Origin of the sequence: Aliiglaciecola sp. M165 (genome assembly GCF_007197995.1) — a bacterium.
GTDB lineage: Bacteria > Pseudomonadota > Gammaproteobacteria > Enterobacterales > Alteromonadaceae > Aliiglaciecola.
In genome coordinates, this window is sequence record NZ_VKKH01000004.1 from 119,123 (window position 1) to 135,549 (window position 16,427).

11 protein-coding genes are annotated in these 16,427 nt (G+C 45.6%); 2 read left to right on the forward strand and 9 right to left on the reverse strand.

The genetic code is table 11. The features are described 5' to 3' along the window. Positions 1-5: 5 nt before the first annotated feature. The 3 genes from FM019_RS07905 to FM019_RS07915 are packed head-to-tail and all read right to left on the reverse strand — an operon-like array spanning position 6 to position 3,471. Positions 6-1,232 (reverse strand): MFS transporter, encoded by a 1,227-nt coding sequence (locus tag FM019_RS07905; RefSeq protein ID WP_143835386.1) that lies wholly within the window; start codon positions 1,230-1,232, stop codon positions 6-8. Further along, entirely contained in the window at positions 1,225-2,295 is a 1,071-nt protein-coding gene (locus FM019_RS07910; RefSeq protein WP_143835387.1) for a sugar phosphate isomerase/epimerase, read from the reverse strand. Before FM019_RS07910 ends, FM019_RS07905 begins: the two co-directional genes overlap by 8 nt. 9 nt (positions 2,296-2,304) lie before the next feature. Then, positions 2,305-3,471: a Gfo/Idh/MocA family protein gene (locus FM019_RS07915; RefSeq protein WP_409553369.1), complete on the reverse strand. Its 1,167-nt coding sequence runs from the start codon at positions 3,469-3,471 to the stop codon at positions 2,305-2,307. 181 nt (positions 3,472-3,652) lie between these two features. On the opposite strand from FM019_RS07915, the gene FM019_RS07920 reads away from it, so the two are divergent. Next, positions 3,653-4,447: a helix-turn-helix transcriptional regulator gene (locus FM019_RS07920; protein WP_143835388.1), complete on the forward strand. Its 795-nt coding sequence runs from the start codon at positions 3,653-3,655 to the stop codon at positions 4,445-4,447. Positions 4,448-4,564: 117 nt separating this feature from the next. Beyond that, positions 4,565-5,686: a glycoside hydrolase family 5 protein gene (locus FM019_RS07925; RefSeq protein WP_143835389.1), complete on the forward strand. Its 1,122-nt coding sequence runs from the start codon at positions 4,565-4,567 to the stop codon at positions 5,684-5,686. A 34-nt stretch (positions 5,687-5,720) separates the two neighbouring features. On the opposite strand, the gene FM019_RS07930 is transcribed toward FM019_RS07925, so the two are convergent. From FM019_RS07930 to xylA, 6 genes are all read right to left on the reverse strand, one after another. After that, positions 5,721-6,398, reverse strand: a complete 678-nt coding sequence (locus FM019_RS07930) for a hypothetical protein (protein ID WP_143835390.1) — start codon at positions 6,396-6,398, stop codon at positions 5,721-5,723. 291 nt (positions 6,399-6,689) lie between these two features. Next, a complete protein-coding gene (locus FM019_RS07935) occupies positions 6,690-8,240 on the reverse strand; it encodes a tryptophan halogenase family protein (protein WP_221934366.1) in 1,551 nt (516 codons plus the stop codon). Between the two features lie 13 nt (positions 8,241-8,253). Next, positions 8,254-9,855, reverse strand: coding sequence for a tryptophan halogenase family protein (locus FM019_RS07940; protein WP_185969223.1), 1,602 nt, complete (start codon positions 9,853-9,855; stop codon positions 8,254-8,256). Positions 9,856-9,862: 7 nt separating this feature from the next. Next, entirely contained in the window at positions 9,863-11,449 is a 1,587-nt protein-coding gene (locus FM019_RS07945) for a tryptophan halogenase family protein (protein ID WP_260681569.1), read from the reverse strand. Between the two features lie 185 nt (positions 11,450-11,634). Further along, entirely contained in the window at positions 11,635-14,604 is a 2,970-nt protein-coding gene (locus tag FM019_RS07950; protein ID WP_143835392.1) for a TonB-dependent receptor, read from the reverse strand. A gap of 462 nt (positions 14,605-15,066) precedes the next feature. Continuing rightward, positions 15,067-16,386, reverse strand: coding sequence for a xylose isomerase (gene xylA, locus FM019_RS07955; RefSeq protein WP_143835393.1), 1,320 nt, complete (start codon positions 16,384-16,386; stop codon positions 15,067-15,069). Positions 16,387-16,427: the final 41 nt, after the last annotated feature.

Sequence of the window (16,427 nt, forward strand, 5' to 3'; positions counted from 1 at the left end):
ACGTCCTAGTTTTGCGTTGCGGTAGCGATGCGCTGACCGGTTATTCGTTTGACAATAAAAAACAACACTGCAAAGGCAACGATTAAAATCACAGGGAAGAGTAACAAGTTTTGCAACACCTCTTGACCTGCGAGTATTTGTACCTGAGTCGGGTCAAGATTTTGCGCCTCTGCACTGGCTGTCGCATCGTCAATCCAGGTGCCTATCACGGGGTTCCACATGCTAACTGCAAACATGCCGGCTCCGCCGATGATGGACAGTCCAAGTGCGCCTGTCTTGGGTAAATACTCTGAAACACAGCCAAGCATTGTAGGCCAAAAATAACATACACCCACTGCGAATATGATTGCCGCTAGATAAATCATTCCACCTGACACCATGCTCATCATTAGCATACCAATACTTGCAAAAATAGCTGAGAACAATAGGACACCCGCTGGGTTCAAGCGATGCACGATCGGGCCTGCATAGTAGCGACCCACCGCCATAATGCCCGTCATCAGAGCCAAAATAATCATTGGCGATGCACCTGATGCGCCTAAAATGCCCTGTATCCACTGTTGTGTGCCAAGCTCTGTTGTTGCCGTTAATGTCATGCAGGCGACGAGAAAGATATATAGCGGTGTAAAAAGGTGTTTAATGTTGTCAACGGTAGAATGTTGCGAGCGGTCAAACTCAGGAAATTCACTTGATAGCAGCATATACCCGTAAATGAGTGTGGGGACAATGATCGTAGCAACCTGTAACTGCCAACCCAGTCCTGCGCTTGTCATCACGTTTGAAATGAGTGCACCAATGACAATGCCCCCTGGGAACCAGACATGAAACTTGTTTAGCATAGTGGTTTTATTGTCTTCGTATATTTCAGCAATAAGTGGATTACAACCTGCTTCAACTGAGCCGTTAGCAAAACCGATTAAAAATGTTGAAATCAATAGCCCCCAAAAACCGCCTGAGCTAATTGTCAGAATTAGACCAAGTAAGTGACAGACGAAGGCTAACGTAATGAGCTTCTTGGCGCCCATTGCGTTATACAAAATACCGCCGAACATAGTGGCTAACGGAAAGCCTAGAAACGCCATCGCGTTTACCCAGCCCAGCTGATTGGCAGACAAACCATACTGCGCACCAAGCTCACCTAAAATGCCTGCACGAATGGCAAACGTCATCGATGTTACAGTGAGTGCTAGACAGCAAAGAATAAATACTTTATTCGCTCGCAGTTTATCCATTGTGATTCTCCTTCAATCCTAGTGTGCGTCGATTAGCTGCTTCATCAGTTTCGCCACCAGCAAAATCATCAAACGCTTTATCGGTAGGACGAATGATATGTTTGGCGATAAAAGGAGCTCCTTCAGTGGCGCCGTCCTCTGGATGTTTGATACAGCATTCCCATTCCAATACCGCCCATCCTTCATAACCGTATTGGGTCAACTTGCTAAATATTTGCGAAAAGTCGACTTGCCCGTCGCCCAGTGATCGGAATCTTCCAGGGCGATTAATCCAATCTTCGTAGCCACCATAAACGCCCATTCTTCCTGATGGATGGAACTCAGCATCTTTGACGTGAAAGGCTTTGATCCGCTCATGATACAAATCGATAAACGCTAAGTAGTCTAATTGTTGCAACACAAAATGGCTTGGGTCATAAAGAATATTTGCACGGGGGTGATGATTTGTTGCCTCAAGAAAGCGTTCAAAGGTTGCACCGTCGTGCAAATCTTCACCTGGGTGCAGTTCATAGCAGACATCGACACCGCATTCGTCAAATTTGTTCAGTATCGGTACCCAACGGTCGGCTAATTCGGCAAATCCTGTTTCAACCAAGCCTTTCGGACGTTGTGGCCAAGGGTAAAATGTGTGCCAAAGCAGTGCACCAGAAAACGTCGCATGAGCATTTAATCCAAAATTTTGACTGGCTTTGGCTGCCCACATCATTTGTTGGTTCGCCCATTGCGTGCGCGCTTGCGGATTGCCTTTGACTTCATCCGGTGCGAATCCATCAAACATGCTGTCATAAGCAGGATGAACCGCGACTAACTGTCCTTGTAAATGGGTTGAAAGCTCTGTGATTTGAAGCCCATGAGATGCGGCAATCCCCATCAACTCAGAACAGTATGTTTGACTTGTAGCCGCGCGTTCCAGATCAAAGAGTCGCGCATCCCATGTTGGCACCTGGACACCTTTGAATCCTTTTGAAGCGGCCCATTCACAAATGCTGTCAAAACTATTGAATGGCGCGTCATCCGATGCAAACTGAGCGAGAAAAATTGCAGGGCCTTTAATTTGATTCATACTATGCCTTTATGATTTCAAGGGTGTTTTGGTGGTTTCAAACGGATGCCATTTGGTCTCTGATTGGCTAGCAGCGACTGCGTTTTCAATAAACGCCATACCACGAATCGCATCTGTGACTCCGGGCACGGGGTTGGCGACCTCCTGCCCCCTTTCGTAAGCCAGAATTTGCTTAGCGAAATCCTGGTAAATATTGGCAAACGCCTCTAAATATCCTTCAGGGTGGCCAGCGGGTGTGCGGGTCGCTGCTTGCGCAGTGGTAGCCATGTCTCCTACACCTGTGCGATACAGGTGGCTTGGTGCATTATTCTGTTTCAACCAAAGACTGTTTGGCTCTTGTTGTTGCCACGACAAACTTGCAAGTTCCCCGTAGACACGCAAGGTGAGATTATTCTCCTCTCCGACAGCGATTTGACTCGACATCAAAGTTCCCCGTGCGCCATTGTCGAAACGCATGAGCACAGTGCCGTCATCATCTAGTTGCCGGCCGTTCACTACAGAGGCAAGATCGGAACACAGTTCGGTAATGTGTAAACCGGTGACAAATTCCACTAGATTGGCAGCGTGCACACCGATGTCTCCCATACAGCAGCTCACACCTGCTCGATTGGGATCGATCCGCCAACTTGCTTGTTTGGAGCTTGCATCTTCCGAAGCGGCTAACCATCCCTGGTGATATTCGGCTATGATTTTTACTACCTTTCCAAGCCTGCCACTTGCCACGAGAGCTTGCGCCTGCTTAACCATGGGATAACCCGTATAAGTGTGGGTCAGACCAAACAATTGATCCGTTTGCTTAACCACCTTTTCGAGCGCTAGCGCTTCTTCAAGAGAGTAGGTCGCGGGTTTATCGCTCAACACATGAAAACCCGCCTCTAAGGCGGCTTTGGCGACGGGAAAATGTAAATGATTAGGCGTTACTATTGCAACAAAGTCCATCCTTTCGCTACTTGGAAGCTTCGCCTCTGCCGTTAACATTTGATTAAAATCTGAGTAGCAGCGTTTTTCATCAAGATACAGAGACCGGCCTGAATTAATCGACCGCTCTGGGTCTGAGCTAAAAGCCCCACACACTAAATCTATCTGGCCATCAATACGGGATGCCATTCTGTGCACCTCACCGATGAAGGCACCTTCACCGCCGCCGACCATACCCATTTTTATTTTTCTTACCATGATAATTTCGTTTTAACTTCGCTTTGTTGAGCGAGCTTGAAACTCAGTTCAAGTGCCACATCGAGATGTAAAATAATTGTAATAAGTATTACCAATTAATCCCGAAAAGTGTTATTAAAAAATCGGTGCTGTATGCAACAAATTCGGCGTCACTAAAATTTTTGAATGATATTTGGGGTAAATGATGTCAATGAGAACTCGCGAAGAGGCAGTTGCGATGCTAGAAAAACTGGATATGACGCAATTAATCAGTATGTTTGATCTGCTACCCGGGACTTTGTTTTGGATAAAAGACCAAGATTGTCGCTTTATTCATGCCAACCAACTCTTTGTCGAACACAGTGGTTTACGGTGTATCAGTAACATTTTGGGGCAAACCGACTACGCGATCTCTCCCCCGCAATTGGCCCGCCAATATATGTCAGATGATCAGAAAGTGATGGCCGGAGAAATAGTGACAAATCGCGTCGAGCTCAACATGGAGCCGTCTGGCGAATTCAGTTGGTACTCAACATCCAAACGCCCTTTGTTCGATAGTCACCACAACATTATTGGTTCTTACGGATTCACACATTCATTGGAGCAAAGCGCACAAACTCTCTCAAACGTTGAAGCCATCAAAGCACCGGTTGAGTTTGTCAGAAAAAATTTCCACCAAGAAATCAGCGTCACCGAACTGGCAGAAATCTCGTTTTTGTCGGTTAGTGCACTGGAACGTCGATTTAAAAAATATTTGGGCAAAACGCCTAAGCAATTTATTAACGAAATTCGCTTGGAGAATGCCCGTCGAAAGCTCATTGAAACGCGATTGCCAATCCTGGAGATCGCCAACCAATGCGGCTTTGCAGAACATAGCTATTTCAGTCGCCAGTTTAAATCAATGTTCGGCGTACTGCCTTCAGACTTACGTGAAGAAGTCACGCGCAAGGTCAGCACTTCGGATCTGGATGCGATAGAGCAGGATCAACATCTTTGATATTCAATATCGCCGATTTCGTGGCATAACAAGGAGAATTTGTCTTAGTTTGTCGAACACACTCTTCTATACACTGGAGTAATTATACTGCAGTAGCAATAATATGAGGCTGACAAGATGAAATCAGTGTTAAGTAAAACGGTTTTGCAATCGATGGGTTTCGCCCTGATTCTAACTGGCTTAATGTCATGTGGTAGCAGTTCCAATTCACCAGCAGATCCCACTCCAATACCACCGAGCAGCCCGCCTACGGTGGCACAAGAGTCACCTTTACCTTTGCCTGTTGTCAATCAAAATACGCTTGCTGACGCAGAGATGCCGGCAGACGTTATTGCTAAGATGGGGATTGGCATTAACCTCGGTAATACCCTTGATGCGCCAAACGAAGGGGACTGGGCACTGGCAGCTGAAGAATATTACATTCAGGCGTTTCAAGATGCCGGGTTCAAGCATGTAAGAATACCTATCACCTGGGGAAACCGGATTCAGGAGCAAGCGCCGTACACGATCGATGCTGATTTTCTGGATAGGGTGGAACTGATTGTAGATTGGGTATTAGACAGAGACATGTACGCCATCATCAATGTTCACCACGACAGCTGGATAAAGGAAAACTATGACGACATCAGTCAACGCAATCGATTCGATACCATTTGGTTAACCCTATCCGAGCGGTTCAAAAACAAATCCGCCAAGTTACTTTTTGAGATAATAAACGAGCCTCGTGGATTGAGTATCAATCAAATCAACCAACTCAATTTGCGCACCATGGATATTATTCGTAACCAAACCCGTAACCGCATTATCATCTACGCTGGCAATGAGTGGTCTGCATTGGATGACTTATTTAATGTTGCTATCCCTTATCCGCAAGATGAGTACCTCATAGCGAATTTCCATAGCTACGATCCATGGAATTTCGCGGGAATTTGTGTGCAACCGTGGGGAAGCGAAGAAGACAAAACCAATATGGAGAACCACTACATGCACGCCAGGGATTGGTCAGATACTAACGGCATTCCGATCATGATGAACGAGTTTGGCTCAGCGAAATTTGATTTTCAAAATCCACAAAACGTGTGTGCGTCGAGCGAACGCGCTGATTATTTGCGCACTTCGGTTGCCATGATCAAAAAATACGGTATTGCGGCCACCTTTTGGGATGATGGTGGGTCTTTTAGCACCTATGACCGCAGCACAAATACCTGGGGTTTTGAAATGGAGATTTTAACCGAGTAGCACAGTCGGTTGAGCACCTCTAGAATAGGTGCTGCTAATCGAGAAAGGGTAGCTCTTTGATAGCAACCTCGTTGCCAAGATTCAACACATACACAGGACCCAGCGCAATGCGTTGTTTTTGTGCCGCCAGTTGAAAACTAATTTGTGATTCATTGTTAGCAAAGTCGGTATGGGCTTTTCCTGCAAAAGTATAGGACGCCCATTGTGAGCTGATCGAAAATCGTTTGCTGAAACTGGCGGAGTAAGGTGACTGACTAAGCTGCAATGCGGCCTGGCGAATATCCCCTCCCTCATCGCTTAACAAGCGAGCAAAGAATAAAACAAACACAACGTCACCTTTTTTGATTTCGCCACCAATCGTCATATAGGCCCCAGCATCGTATGGCTGACGGCCCGCTTGTTTGACGTCGATTTCATAAGATGCACCACCAACAGCATCACTATTTTGATTAAGTTTGCCGCTAGCAATGTCACCAAAATGATTAATTGAGTCTGCATAAGGTACAGCGATTAGACTGCTTTCAACGGGCATTTCACTGATAAGTTTGGCATAAATGATATCAATCTCTTTTGATTTATCCTGTGCCCAACTTGCAAAAGAACATATAGATAAAAACAGAGCTAGCACCAAAGCTATGGTTCCATGTGTTTTAGGACGTAGAGGTGTCATCAAGCTTGACTTAGATATTTTACCTGAAGGTGTTTTGTTCATACTGTTCTCCTTACCAAATTTAATGACAATTTATTAGCCATTTTAAAATTTAATCGACTGACACTTTTTAGGAAAACGATAGATAAACATTTGAATGTGTGGAAATCAGGGACGATTTCGCCAAGCGCCCAGGGATGGGTTCACAGCGCCATTCAAATGATTATCTATCGCTTTCCTATTTACCAAGCTTTCACTTACTACAAAATGCTCACGTAAAGTCTCTTTCGCTCTTCCACACAAAAAAAATGTCTGGTATGGCGCGACATCCAGGACTAAAGGCTGCTCAGGATATCAATCTTGGTCAGTATGAGCGCAGTGTTGTGCGATAAATTCAGCGTGCGTTGGCAAACTCTCCGCACAATGTGCAATCACCTGTTTCATCTTGGATAAATGCTCGTTGAGTCGGCTGGCCTCTCTGGCATCAGACAATGGATGATGGCCTTGAGCCCGGAAATTCTGCCCTTCCATCACTGCCAGCCAACTGGGGATGCCGAAAAGCTCTTCGTTGTCGCGGAAAATGTGGCCTCCGGTTTTGTACAACTCCAATTTATTCGAAAGATAATCAGGAATGGGCATATTTCGACAGTATTCCCAAAACGTGGAATCGGTACGTTGATTGACTTTGTAGTGCAAAATTAGGAAGTCACGCACCCGCTCATATTCGAATACCGTCAACTCGTTGTATCGATCAATCAAACTTTGGCTAAAGCGCTTATCAGGGAACAGGCTCATGAGTTTGGTCACGCCAGTTTGAATTAAATGTATGCTGGTGCTTTCCAGCGGCTCCATAAATCCACCAGACAGGCCGATTGCAATACAATTCTTGTTCCAGAATTTGTTGCGTCGTCCGGTGGTGAAACGCAGTAACTTTGGCTCGGCTAGTAATTTACCTTCTAAATTATCCAGTAGAATAGACGTGGCTTCATCATCACTCATGTACTGACTGCTATAAACGTGCCCATTGCCAATGCGGTGTTGCAAGGGGATTCGCCATTGCCAGCCAGCTTTTCGTGCAGTGGAGCGCGTATAAGGAATAGGCGGACCGTTTGACTCACAAGGCGCGGCGACTGCGCGGTCACATGGCAACCAGTGTGTCCAATCCTCGTATCCGGTTTTTAATGCACCTTCAATTAACAGGCCACGAAAACCTGTGCAATCGATGAATAGATCTGCCGTCAATACTTCGCCATTTTCCAAGGTGATCGATTCAACAAACCCGTCGTCCTGGCGCAGAGAGACAGAGCTCACTTTTCCTTCTATGCGCTGTACGTCTCGTTTTTCGGCGAACTTACGTAAATACTTTGCATAAAGCCCTGCATCAAACTGAAACGCATACGCCATCTGTGCAAGAGGGGAATTGGGGATGTTTTTAGGCCTAGAAAAGCGCTCACGTTTTGCCGCGGCGATAGAAAGAGAAAAATCCGATAGATCAGTATCGTATCCTGCATCTCTGAGTTTTAACCAGTAATGGTGAAAAGGAATATTGTCGGCCATCGGTGAGCCGTATACACCAAAGGGGTGAATGTATCGTTCACCCAAGTTGCCCCAGTTAACAAATTCAATACCGAGCTTAAAGGTCCCTTTAGTTTCTCTAATAAACTCATTTTCATCTATGCCAAGCACTTCGTTGAAAGTGCGTATTGCCGGGATTGTGGCTTCACCTACACCTACCGTACCGATTTCGTCTGACTCGACCAATCGTATTCGACGACCTTTTTTATAGAAACTTTTTGACAGTGCAGCGGCCGCCATCCATCCAGCTGTGCCACCACCAACAATAAGAACGTCTCTGACTTGTTCATCAGCAATTAGCGCCGGTTCGGAAGCATGAGTTTGTTGCATGGTGGGTAGACTCCTATTTTGCACCACAGAATTGCTGTAAAAAATGATAATGCGCTGGCATCTTGTCGCTTATCTGGTCTATTAAGCCTGCCAGTTGCTCAAATGCATCCAAGCTGTCTTGCAAGTTTTGTTGCCCGACATCTAGTAGACGATCGTATTCCTTGGGCCACAATCCCAATCCTAAAAACAAAGACAACCATGTTTTCTCGGAAAAGGTTTCTCGCTCGTAAAAAGGGAAACGGCCGGTTTGCTCAAAAAGCTTCATTTTGTGCATCAAGGATTCGGGGCATTTGGCTTGCGTTTGGGCGCGCCAGAACGGACTATCGATGGGGGCTTTTTCTCGGGCTAGGAGCGCAAAATACGCACAGTGGTAATCTAACACCCTGGCATATTCCTCTTCACAGAGATTGTTGTACTCATCTCTACTTGGACATTCAACATGTTCGTTCAAGCTTCTGTCTGGCAACAGATCAATCAGTCTTAGCACAGCAGATTGCACCAAATGGAAATTACTCGCTGCGATTCGTCCCAGACTGCCCGCAGCGTCGCCCATTGCCACACAGTTTCCAACCCAAAATGACGCAACACGTTGTGATTTCTGTTGACGGAAAATAACAGTCTCCAAAGCCGCCGAATCCAAATCTAACGACGCTAACGCCTCTTCTTGTGTCTGATGTGCACTGCTGTAGTGATATTCATTCACTGTTTGCGCCTGCAACGGAAAATTAAGATTAAAACCAGCTTGGTTGGGGTTGATTTGCGTGGTGGCTTTAGGCTTAGGTTTGTTGTCAGTGACATACTGAATACTGTTGTCGCACGGCAAGTAATCACTGTAATCGACAAACCCAACTTGCAGCGCCTGGTCAATCAAGCGGCTGTGCGCCGTACAATCAATAAAAAGATCAGCACTTATATGTTGCGTATTATCTAAACAAATCGACTGAATATGAGTGCATTGTTTATCATTTTCGCTGCCAATGTTGACTGTTTTCACAGCAGAGATTTCACCCACGACACTGGTAGCACCAAGTTTTTTCGCAAAGTCTTTCATCCCAGCCGCGTACCGTTTGGCGTCGACATGAATTGCATAGGAAAATGGCAGGTTCTGTGCCCCAGCCTGGGGTAAGCCAAACTTGCCTTTGCCTGCAGCCGCCGCTGGCAAAGAGAACCGGTTCAAATCTATCGGAACACCCGCCCGTTTTGCTTTGGTTAAATGATGTTGGAATGCAATATTGTCAATCACCGAACCATAAGGACTCATTGCATGATAGAAAACGTTAGACTGGCTAGTCTCTGCAGCTAACGTTGAATCCGGTAATACATACTCAGTAGCAAGCTTATAAGTTCCTTTTGTAACTGCCATCAGTTGTCGTTCTGTCAAACCGAGCACGCGATGAAAATAGTCAATGGCAGGTAACGTCGATTCTCCCAGGTTATCAACCGGTGCATTGAGCTCTTCTACAACCATCACTTTTGTTGGTGTTTTATATAATCTTCGAGCAAGACAGGCTGCAACCGTCCAGGCATATAAACCACAACCGACCACAACAATAGTATTCAAAGGTGTGTTGGACGGCTGAGTGTGGCTTAGCGGTTCGATTGGTTTTTGCTGCATATGTACATCAACATCCATACAGACTTAAGTTGGCCGGTGGCGGTGGTGTTTGCCAGCCTGTTTCTAAATCACAATGCTTGGCCAGACTTTCTGCGTGCATAGGCATCTGGGCACTGGCCAGACTCACCTGTGACTTTACCTCATCAAGACGCCGCTTAATTTGTTCAATGGGAAGAGCATCTAATTGCCAATCGTAGTGTTTAGGTATAATCCCTTGCCCAAAATAAACCGCCAACCAGCTAGCTTTAAGAAAAAGTCCCTCGGTATATTGCACGACGCGTCCACGCTCTTTGAACAGGTCTATCTTATGTGCCAGCCCTTGAGGAAGCTGCATGGTGCGCACGTATTTCCAAAAGTCAGAGTCATCGCGCTGGGTCGCGTGATAATGCAAGACCAAAAAGTCTCTCAAGCGTTCAAACTCCAGTTGCATCATGCGATTGTATTCATCCACGCGCACGGCTTCACAATGCTTGTTTGGGAAAAAATCCAGCAATTTCATAATACCTAACTGAATAAGATGGATACTGGTACTTTCCAAAGGCTCTAAAAACCCAGCAGAGAGGCCAATGGCAACACAATTTTTGTTCCAGACCTTTTTGCGTTTGCCGGTAGTAAAGCGCAAAAAATTGGGCTCAGCAGTCGGCTCACCATCGAGGTTTTTCAGTAAGATATCTAGGGCAGTGTTATCGTCCATGTAAGGACTTGAGTAAATGTGTCCATTGCCAACGCGATTTTGCAGCGGAATTCGCCATTGCCACCCTGCCTCGCGAGCAGTGGCTCGGGTGTAAGGTAAAGGCGGCGTGTTGGCTTGGCATGGAATCGCGATGGCGCGGTCACAAGGCAACCAATGACGCCAGTCATCGTAACCTGTGTTGAGACAGTCTTCGATTAGCAAGCCTTTAAATCCCGAGCAATCGACAAAAAAGTCAGCACTTAATTGGGTACCATCTTCTAAGGTTACCGATTGGATAAAGCCAGAATCCTGGTGTTGTTTAACTTGGGTGACGATCCCTTCTTGGCGGGTGACTCCTCGCTGGGTTGAATATTCACGCAGATACTTTGCAAATAATCCCGCATCCATATGAAACGCATAAGAGAAAGTTGATAAAATCGACCGCTCATCCGTGTCAGGATAATCAAACTTCTGCGCTTTGGACGCTACGACAGGAAGTGAATAATCGCCAATTGGATTGATGTGCCCGTTTTGTCGCAATTTAACGTAGTAATGGTGGAAATCAATACCTTTGATAGGCTCGCCAAAGTCGCCAAACGGATGAATATAGGCATCTCCTACCTTGCCCCAGTTAACAAATTCTATACCGGTCTTATAGGTAGCATTGGTTGCTCGCATAAATTCTTGTTCGTCAATACCAAGACGCTTAATAAAATAGCGCAGATGGGGCAATGTCGCTTCACCCACTCCAACTGTACCAATTCGGTCAGATTCGATTAAGGTGATGTTAGTGTGCGTCAATAGATTTGAAAGGGCCGCTGCTGTCATCCAGCCAGCCGTGCCGCCACCTACAATAATTATCGACTTTATGGAGTCATCTTGCATGTCTTGCTTTTTTTGTTTTTCTTTTTCTTCTTGCATAGAAATTACACTTCGAGCGGGCGTATCAATTTGCCCAGTTTGCGACATCCAACATTATAGAACTTTTTCGGCGTGTACTCTTTTTGTTAGCTTAGCAGCTTGATGTTGATAAGAGAACGTAATAGTCCATCATTCGAATAAAAAGGGACGCCAAAGAAGCGTCCCTTTAGTTCCAATCATAGGCCTTAGAAAGACCCTCTCAAAATAAAGGAGATCCGTCTATCATTGGTAAAGGAGCTCCTCACCACAGTGTCCCCTCCTTGGTTAACCTGCATCCGAGTGTTGGATTCAGACTCTGTGAGGTTTTGCCCCTGCACACCTATTTGCAATTCATCAGTCAAGTTGTAGAAGATTGACGCGTCAACCTGCCCTCTTGCCTCGTTGAAAATGGGCACGCCAAGGTTGACCTGGCGAATTGTCAGCAGATAATCAGAGCGATAGTTGTAGGCAATACGCGCCTGAAAATCGTCGTCTTCATACATTCCCACAAAGTTGTATGTGCGCTTCGATAATCCTTGCAGCGGCAGGTTATCAAAAGGTAGCTCCGCCCTTGATACATCCGATGGACTACCTGATTCATTCGGTCGCGTATTTTGATTAGGCACCCCACTTTCTCTTAAGAATGTCGCATTGAACTGCACACCCAAATTTGAAAATATCCCGGGTAATTCGTCAAAGAATTGTTGATAGGCCACCTCTAAACCGCTCAAATTGCCGTCGCCGACATTGATGGTTGTCGACACACTTACCGGCAATGTCACGCCGTTGTGAGTAATGTCCTGATTAAAGGTGTCATTGGAAAAGAATCCTTCAATTGATTTGTGGAAAACACCAACAGATAGCGAATCTGCATCGTCAAAATACCATTCCAGAGACAGATCGAAGTCTGTGGATTCCATTGGATCCAGGAATGGGTTACCGCTGCGCCGCTCAATTTCGTCGATGACGACTGGAGATTGTTCAAGGTTTGGATCGACTTCAACGGTGTCCGCTGTGTAATTGTAGTTGTAGCGTAAATTACCCGAGTCGGCAAAAGCAACAGACTTCGAAAATGCAAATCTGGCAATTAGATTTTCACCAATCAAATACTTCACATTTAAGCTGGGTAACACGGTTGAATAGCTACTGCTTGTCGACGTAACAATGCTGTCTCCATTAAAGAAAGCGGCTTGTTCTGGCGTTAGCTGCAAGTTCGCTGATGTTTGCACAGGATAGTTTTCTCCCCCCGCAACACTGGTATCAATATTCACGTAGCGTAACCCTACATTACCTGACCAGCGAGACTCACCGCCAAAGTTTAGCTTTGCGTAGAATGCTGTATTTTCTTCAGTTATACGGTTAATTTCACCGGGCAAATAGCTTGTACCATCCACCGCACCGCCACGTGCAGACAACGGTGGTCTGCCAAACCCAGCCAAACCAGTTATGAAGCTGTCGTAGTCTGCCACCAAACTAGGATTTGCAAACAAGCCATTTACTGCGCCACCTGCATTGCCATTGTGGAACCCGTCAAAGCCAAATTGTACTGGGGCTGCGATAGGCACATCGCCGATGTCAGCAAAGGGGTCGCCGTCCCATGAGGGTGCACGTCTGTCACCATTAAAATCAACCCAGCCGCCGGCCCATTCTTCGGAAAGATTTTGCCAGTTGTAGGTCGACCAACGGGTGGTCTGATCGCGTTCTGCGTAACGTGCACCGACTTCTACCGAATCGAGATATTCATGATCAAGTTCATAGTCCACATCAAATTGGAATGCTGTTTGATCACCTTCTGATTCTTCAAGGTGATCCATCGCTGCGCGATAGAAAAAGTTACTTGGGTCGTTGAAGAAATCTTCGGCACTTTGAGTACTGGTACTAGGGGTCAAAAAGTCTACTACAGGTGTATCACCCTGTGCATCGACCAGAATGTTAATACCGCTACCCGAACTTGGGATAAAACCGCCAAAAACTGACAAATCAACGATGTCGGTTGTCGCGTCGACTCTTTGCACGTCGAACTCAACCCGTAAGTCAGAATTTACTTGATATTGTGCATTAAAGGTAAATTCCTCGAGAATCTCTTCGGCATTACTTTGACGTGTTTGAGGACCCAGTCCACCTTGAATGTTAACTAAGGTACCTCCAGTGAATGAAACATCATTATAGGTTACGTCATCGCCCAAACTGCCATAGGCTTGATCATCAGAGAAAAAGGCATACTCCAGCCACTTGGTAGTCGAGTCAGAGCGGATGTATTCTGCGGTTAGCAGCAAGGTTTCATCCAAATTCTGATATTGCACAGAAGCAGAAGATGCCTGCCGTTGACGCTCTGTAGTGGTTGAGCGAACCCCTGCATTGATTGGTACATAGCGATCTTGTCCGGCACCGGCAGCGTCCTCTACCAGGTTGTGTTGACCCAGTTCAGAACCATCAGCTCTGAAGGTTAAGTCAACATCACTGTGACTAACCAAGAAGCCAATTTCACCGCTTTCAATACTGAACACATCTGAATACAAACCGGAGAAGCCAAATTCAGGCTCTTCTGACAAATTACCTTCGCTGCGCTGAATTTCGAAACTCACAATACGCGATGAGCTATCTAGCGGTTTACGCGTGTTCAAATTGATTGTACCGGCGATACCCCCTTCAATCATATCCGCAGTTTGGTTTTTGAAAATCTCAACGCTACCGAGTAGTTGTGGAGAAATGTCGTCAAAGCCCAATCCATTTGTCGAATCCGCGGCGACACTGTCACGGCCGTTAATGCCCGTGCGGGTTTGAGGAAGACCACGCAAGGTTGCATCACTACCCTCGGTTGAGAAGTGATCCGGATCATTAGGTGCCGCGAATCGTTCAATCGCAATACCGGGCACACGTTGCAATGCTTCAACCACACTTGCGTCTGGCAATGCACCAAGATCCGAGGCAGAAATCGCGTCTACAAAGGTATCTGCATTTCGTTTTATTGCTTGCGCCTCGGTCAAGCTTAATCGTTGACCTCGGACCTCAATACGCTCTTCAATTTGATCTGTGTCGTCTTCTTGAGCTTCTTGAGCGTAAACGGGAACATTCATAGTGGCAGCACCAATGCATACCGCTAAAAATGATTTTTTAAAAGGTGACCATTCGATGTTTCGAGCGTGAACGGCGTTTTTGCTCTTGTATTTCTTCATCTATCTGTCCTTCCGGAGTCAATGTGTGTTGAAAATTTATTAAAAAACAAATGCTAATTCTGTAAGCTATTTTATTATTAGAAAGCGCTTACATTTTTAATTATATTATTAATATTTTGTTTATTTTACCTTTAGTTTTATGTGCAAAATTAGGAGTGGTTCCTAAGTGGAATAAGACAAAAAAACTCGTCACTTGTAATGATAATAAGTGCTGAAATCGACATTTGCAACAGTATTTTAACATTTTAACCACCTTTTACGCCCTATTGTTAATGTTTTTAACATTTATAACTTCGTAGAATGACTTCGGTTTATTTTGCTGAGCTAAAGATAAAATCCAAGATTTCGCTGGCCCTCAAGCAACTCAAAAATCACCCATAAAACCCACCATTTTGTAAGCGCTATACATTTTTTTCATAACGACAAACTGTGCGTATACAAAAGCTTAAAATCTGATTGTTATTAACCATACAAAATCCGATTCACTTTATTTTCTAGAAATTCCTGTTGGCCACTCACGTGACCCGGTTTGAAATCTTGATTAAGGGTTGTATCAGCTAGGGATGCCAAACTGTGTTGACCGGCCATGATGTGTCGACCTAATTCGGTGTTCCAGCCAGCGTAGCGTTCTGCTACGTTTGCAGCGAGAAAGTTGTCCTCAATCATTGCCGCAGCCTTTTTTAATGCAAGTGCCATATGGTCCATGCCGCCGATGTGTCCATAGAGCAAATCCGCAGAGTCTGAACTCTGGCGACGAAGTTTACAGTCGAAGTTCAACCCTCCAGTTGAAAATCCGCCGGCTTGAAGAATTTCATACATAACTAAAGTAAGCTCATCTACTGCATTGGGAAATTGGTCGGTATCCCAACCGTTTTGAGGGTCCCCTCGATTGGCGTCGATGCTACCAAAGATGCCCAATGAAATAGCGGTAGCAATTTCATGATGGAATGAGTGCCCTGCCAACGTTGCGTGATTGGCCTCGATGTTCATTTTAAATTCTTGCTCCAAACCAAACTGTTTCAGAAAACCGTAAACCGTCGCACTATCATAATCGTATTGATGCTTGGTGGGTTCTTGTGGCTTGGGTTCTATTAGCAAGGTACCTTCAAAGCCAATTTTGTATTTGTACTCAACCACCATCTGCATAAAGCGTCCCAACTGTTCTCGTTCTTGCCGAAGATCTGTATTGAGTAAGGTTTCATATCCTTCACGCCCACCCCACAACACATAATTTTCTCCGCCCAAACGCTGCGTCGCATTCATAGCATGAAACACTTGGGAAGCCGCATATGAAAACACTTCAGGATTGGGGTTGGTTGCGCCACCCGCCGCATAACGAGGATGGCTAAATAAATTCGCAGTACCCCACAATAGTTTCATGCCTGTTTCAGCTTGTTTTGCTTCCAGGAGGTCAACCATAGCTTCGAAGTTGTTGACATAGTCTCGAATGGAGTCGCCCTCTGGCGCTACGTCAATATCGTGAAAACAGTAATAAGGAATGTTCAATTTGCTGAAAAACTCAAACGCTGCATCGGCTTTTTGTTTCGCACGTTGCATCGGATCGCCAGGTTGTAACCAAGGGCGATTGAATGTGCCCTGCCCAAATACGTCTGTCCCATCCCAACAAAAGTTATGCCAATAACACGCCGCAAAGCGCAAATGCTCTTTCATGGATTTTCCCAGTACCACCTCGTCAGGGTCATAATGATGGAAAGCCAGCGGGTTGTCTGACTGTGTGCCCTCAAATTGAATAGGGTTAATATGTTCAAAGTAAGTGGCCATTAATAAACCTCCTGATGTGGCATTGATACGCGCCCTGTCCA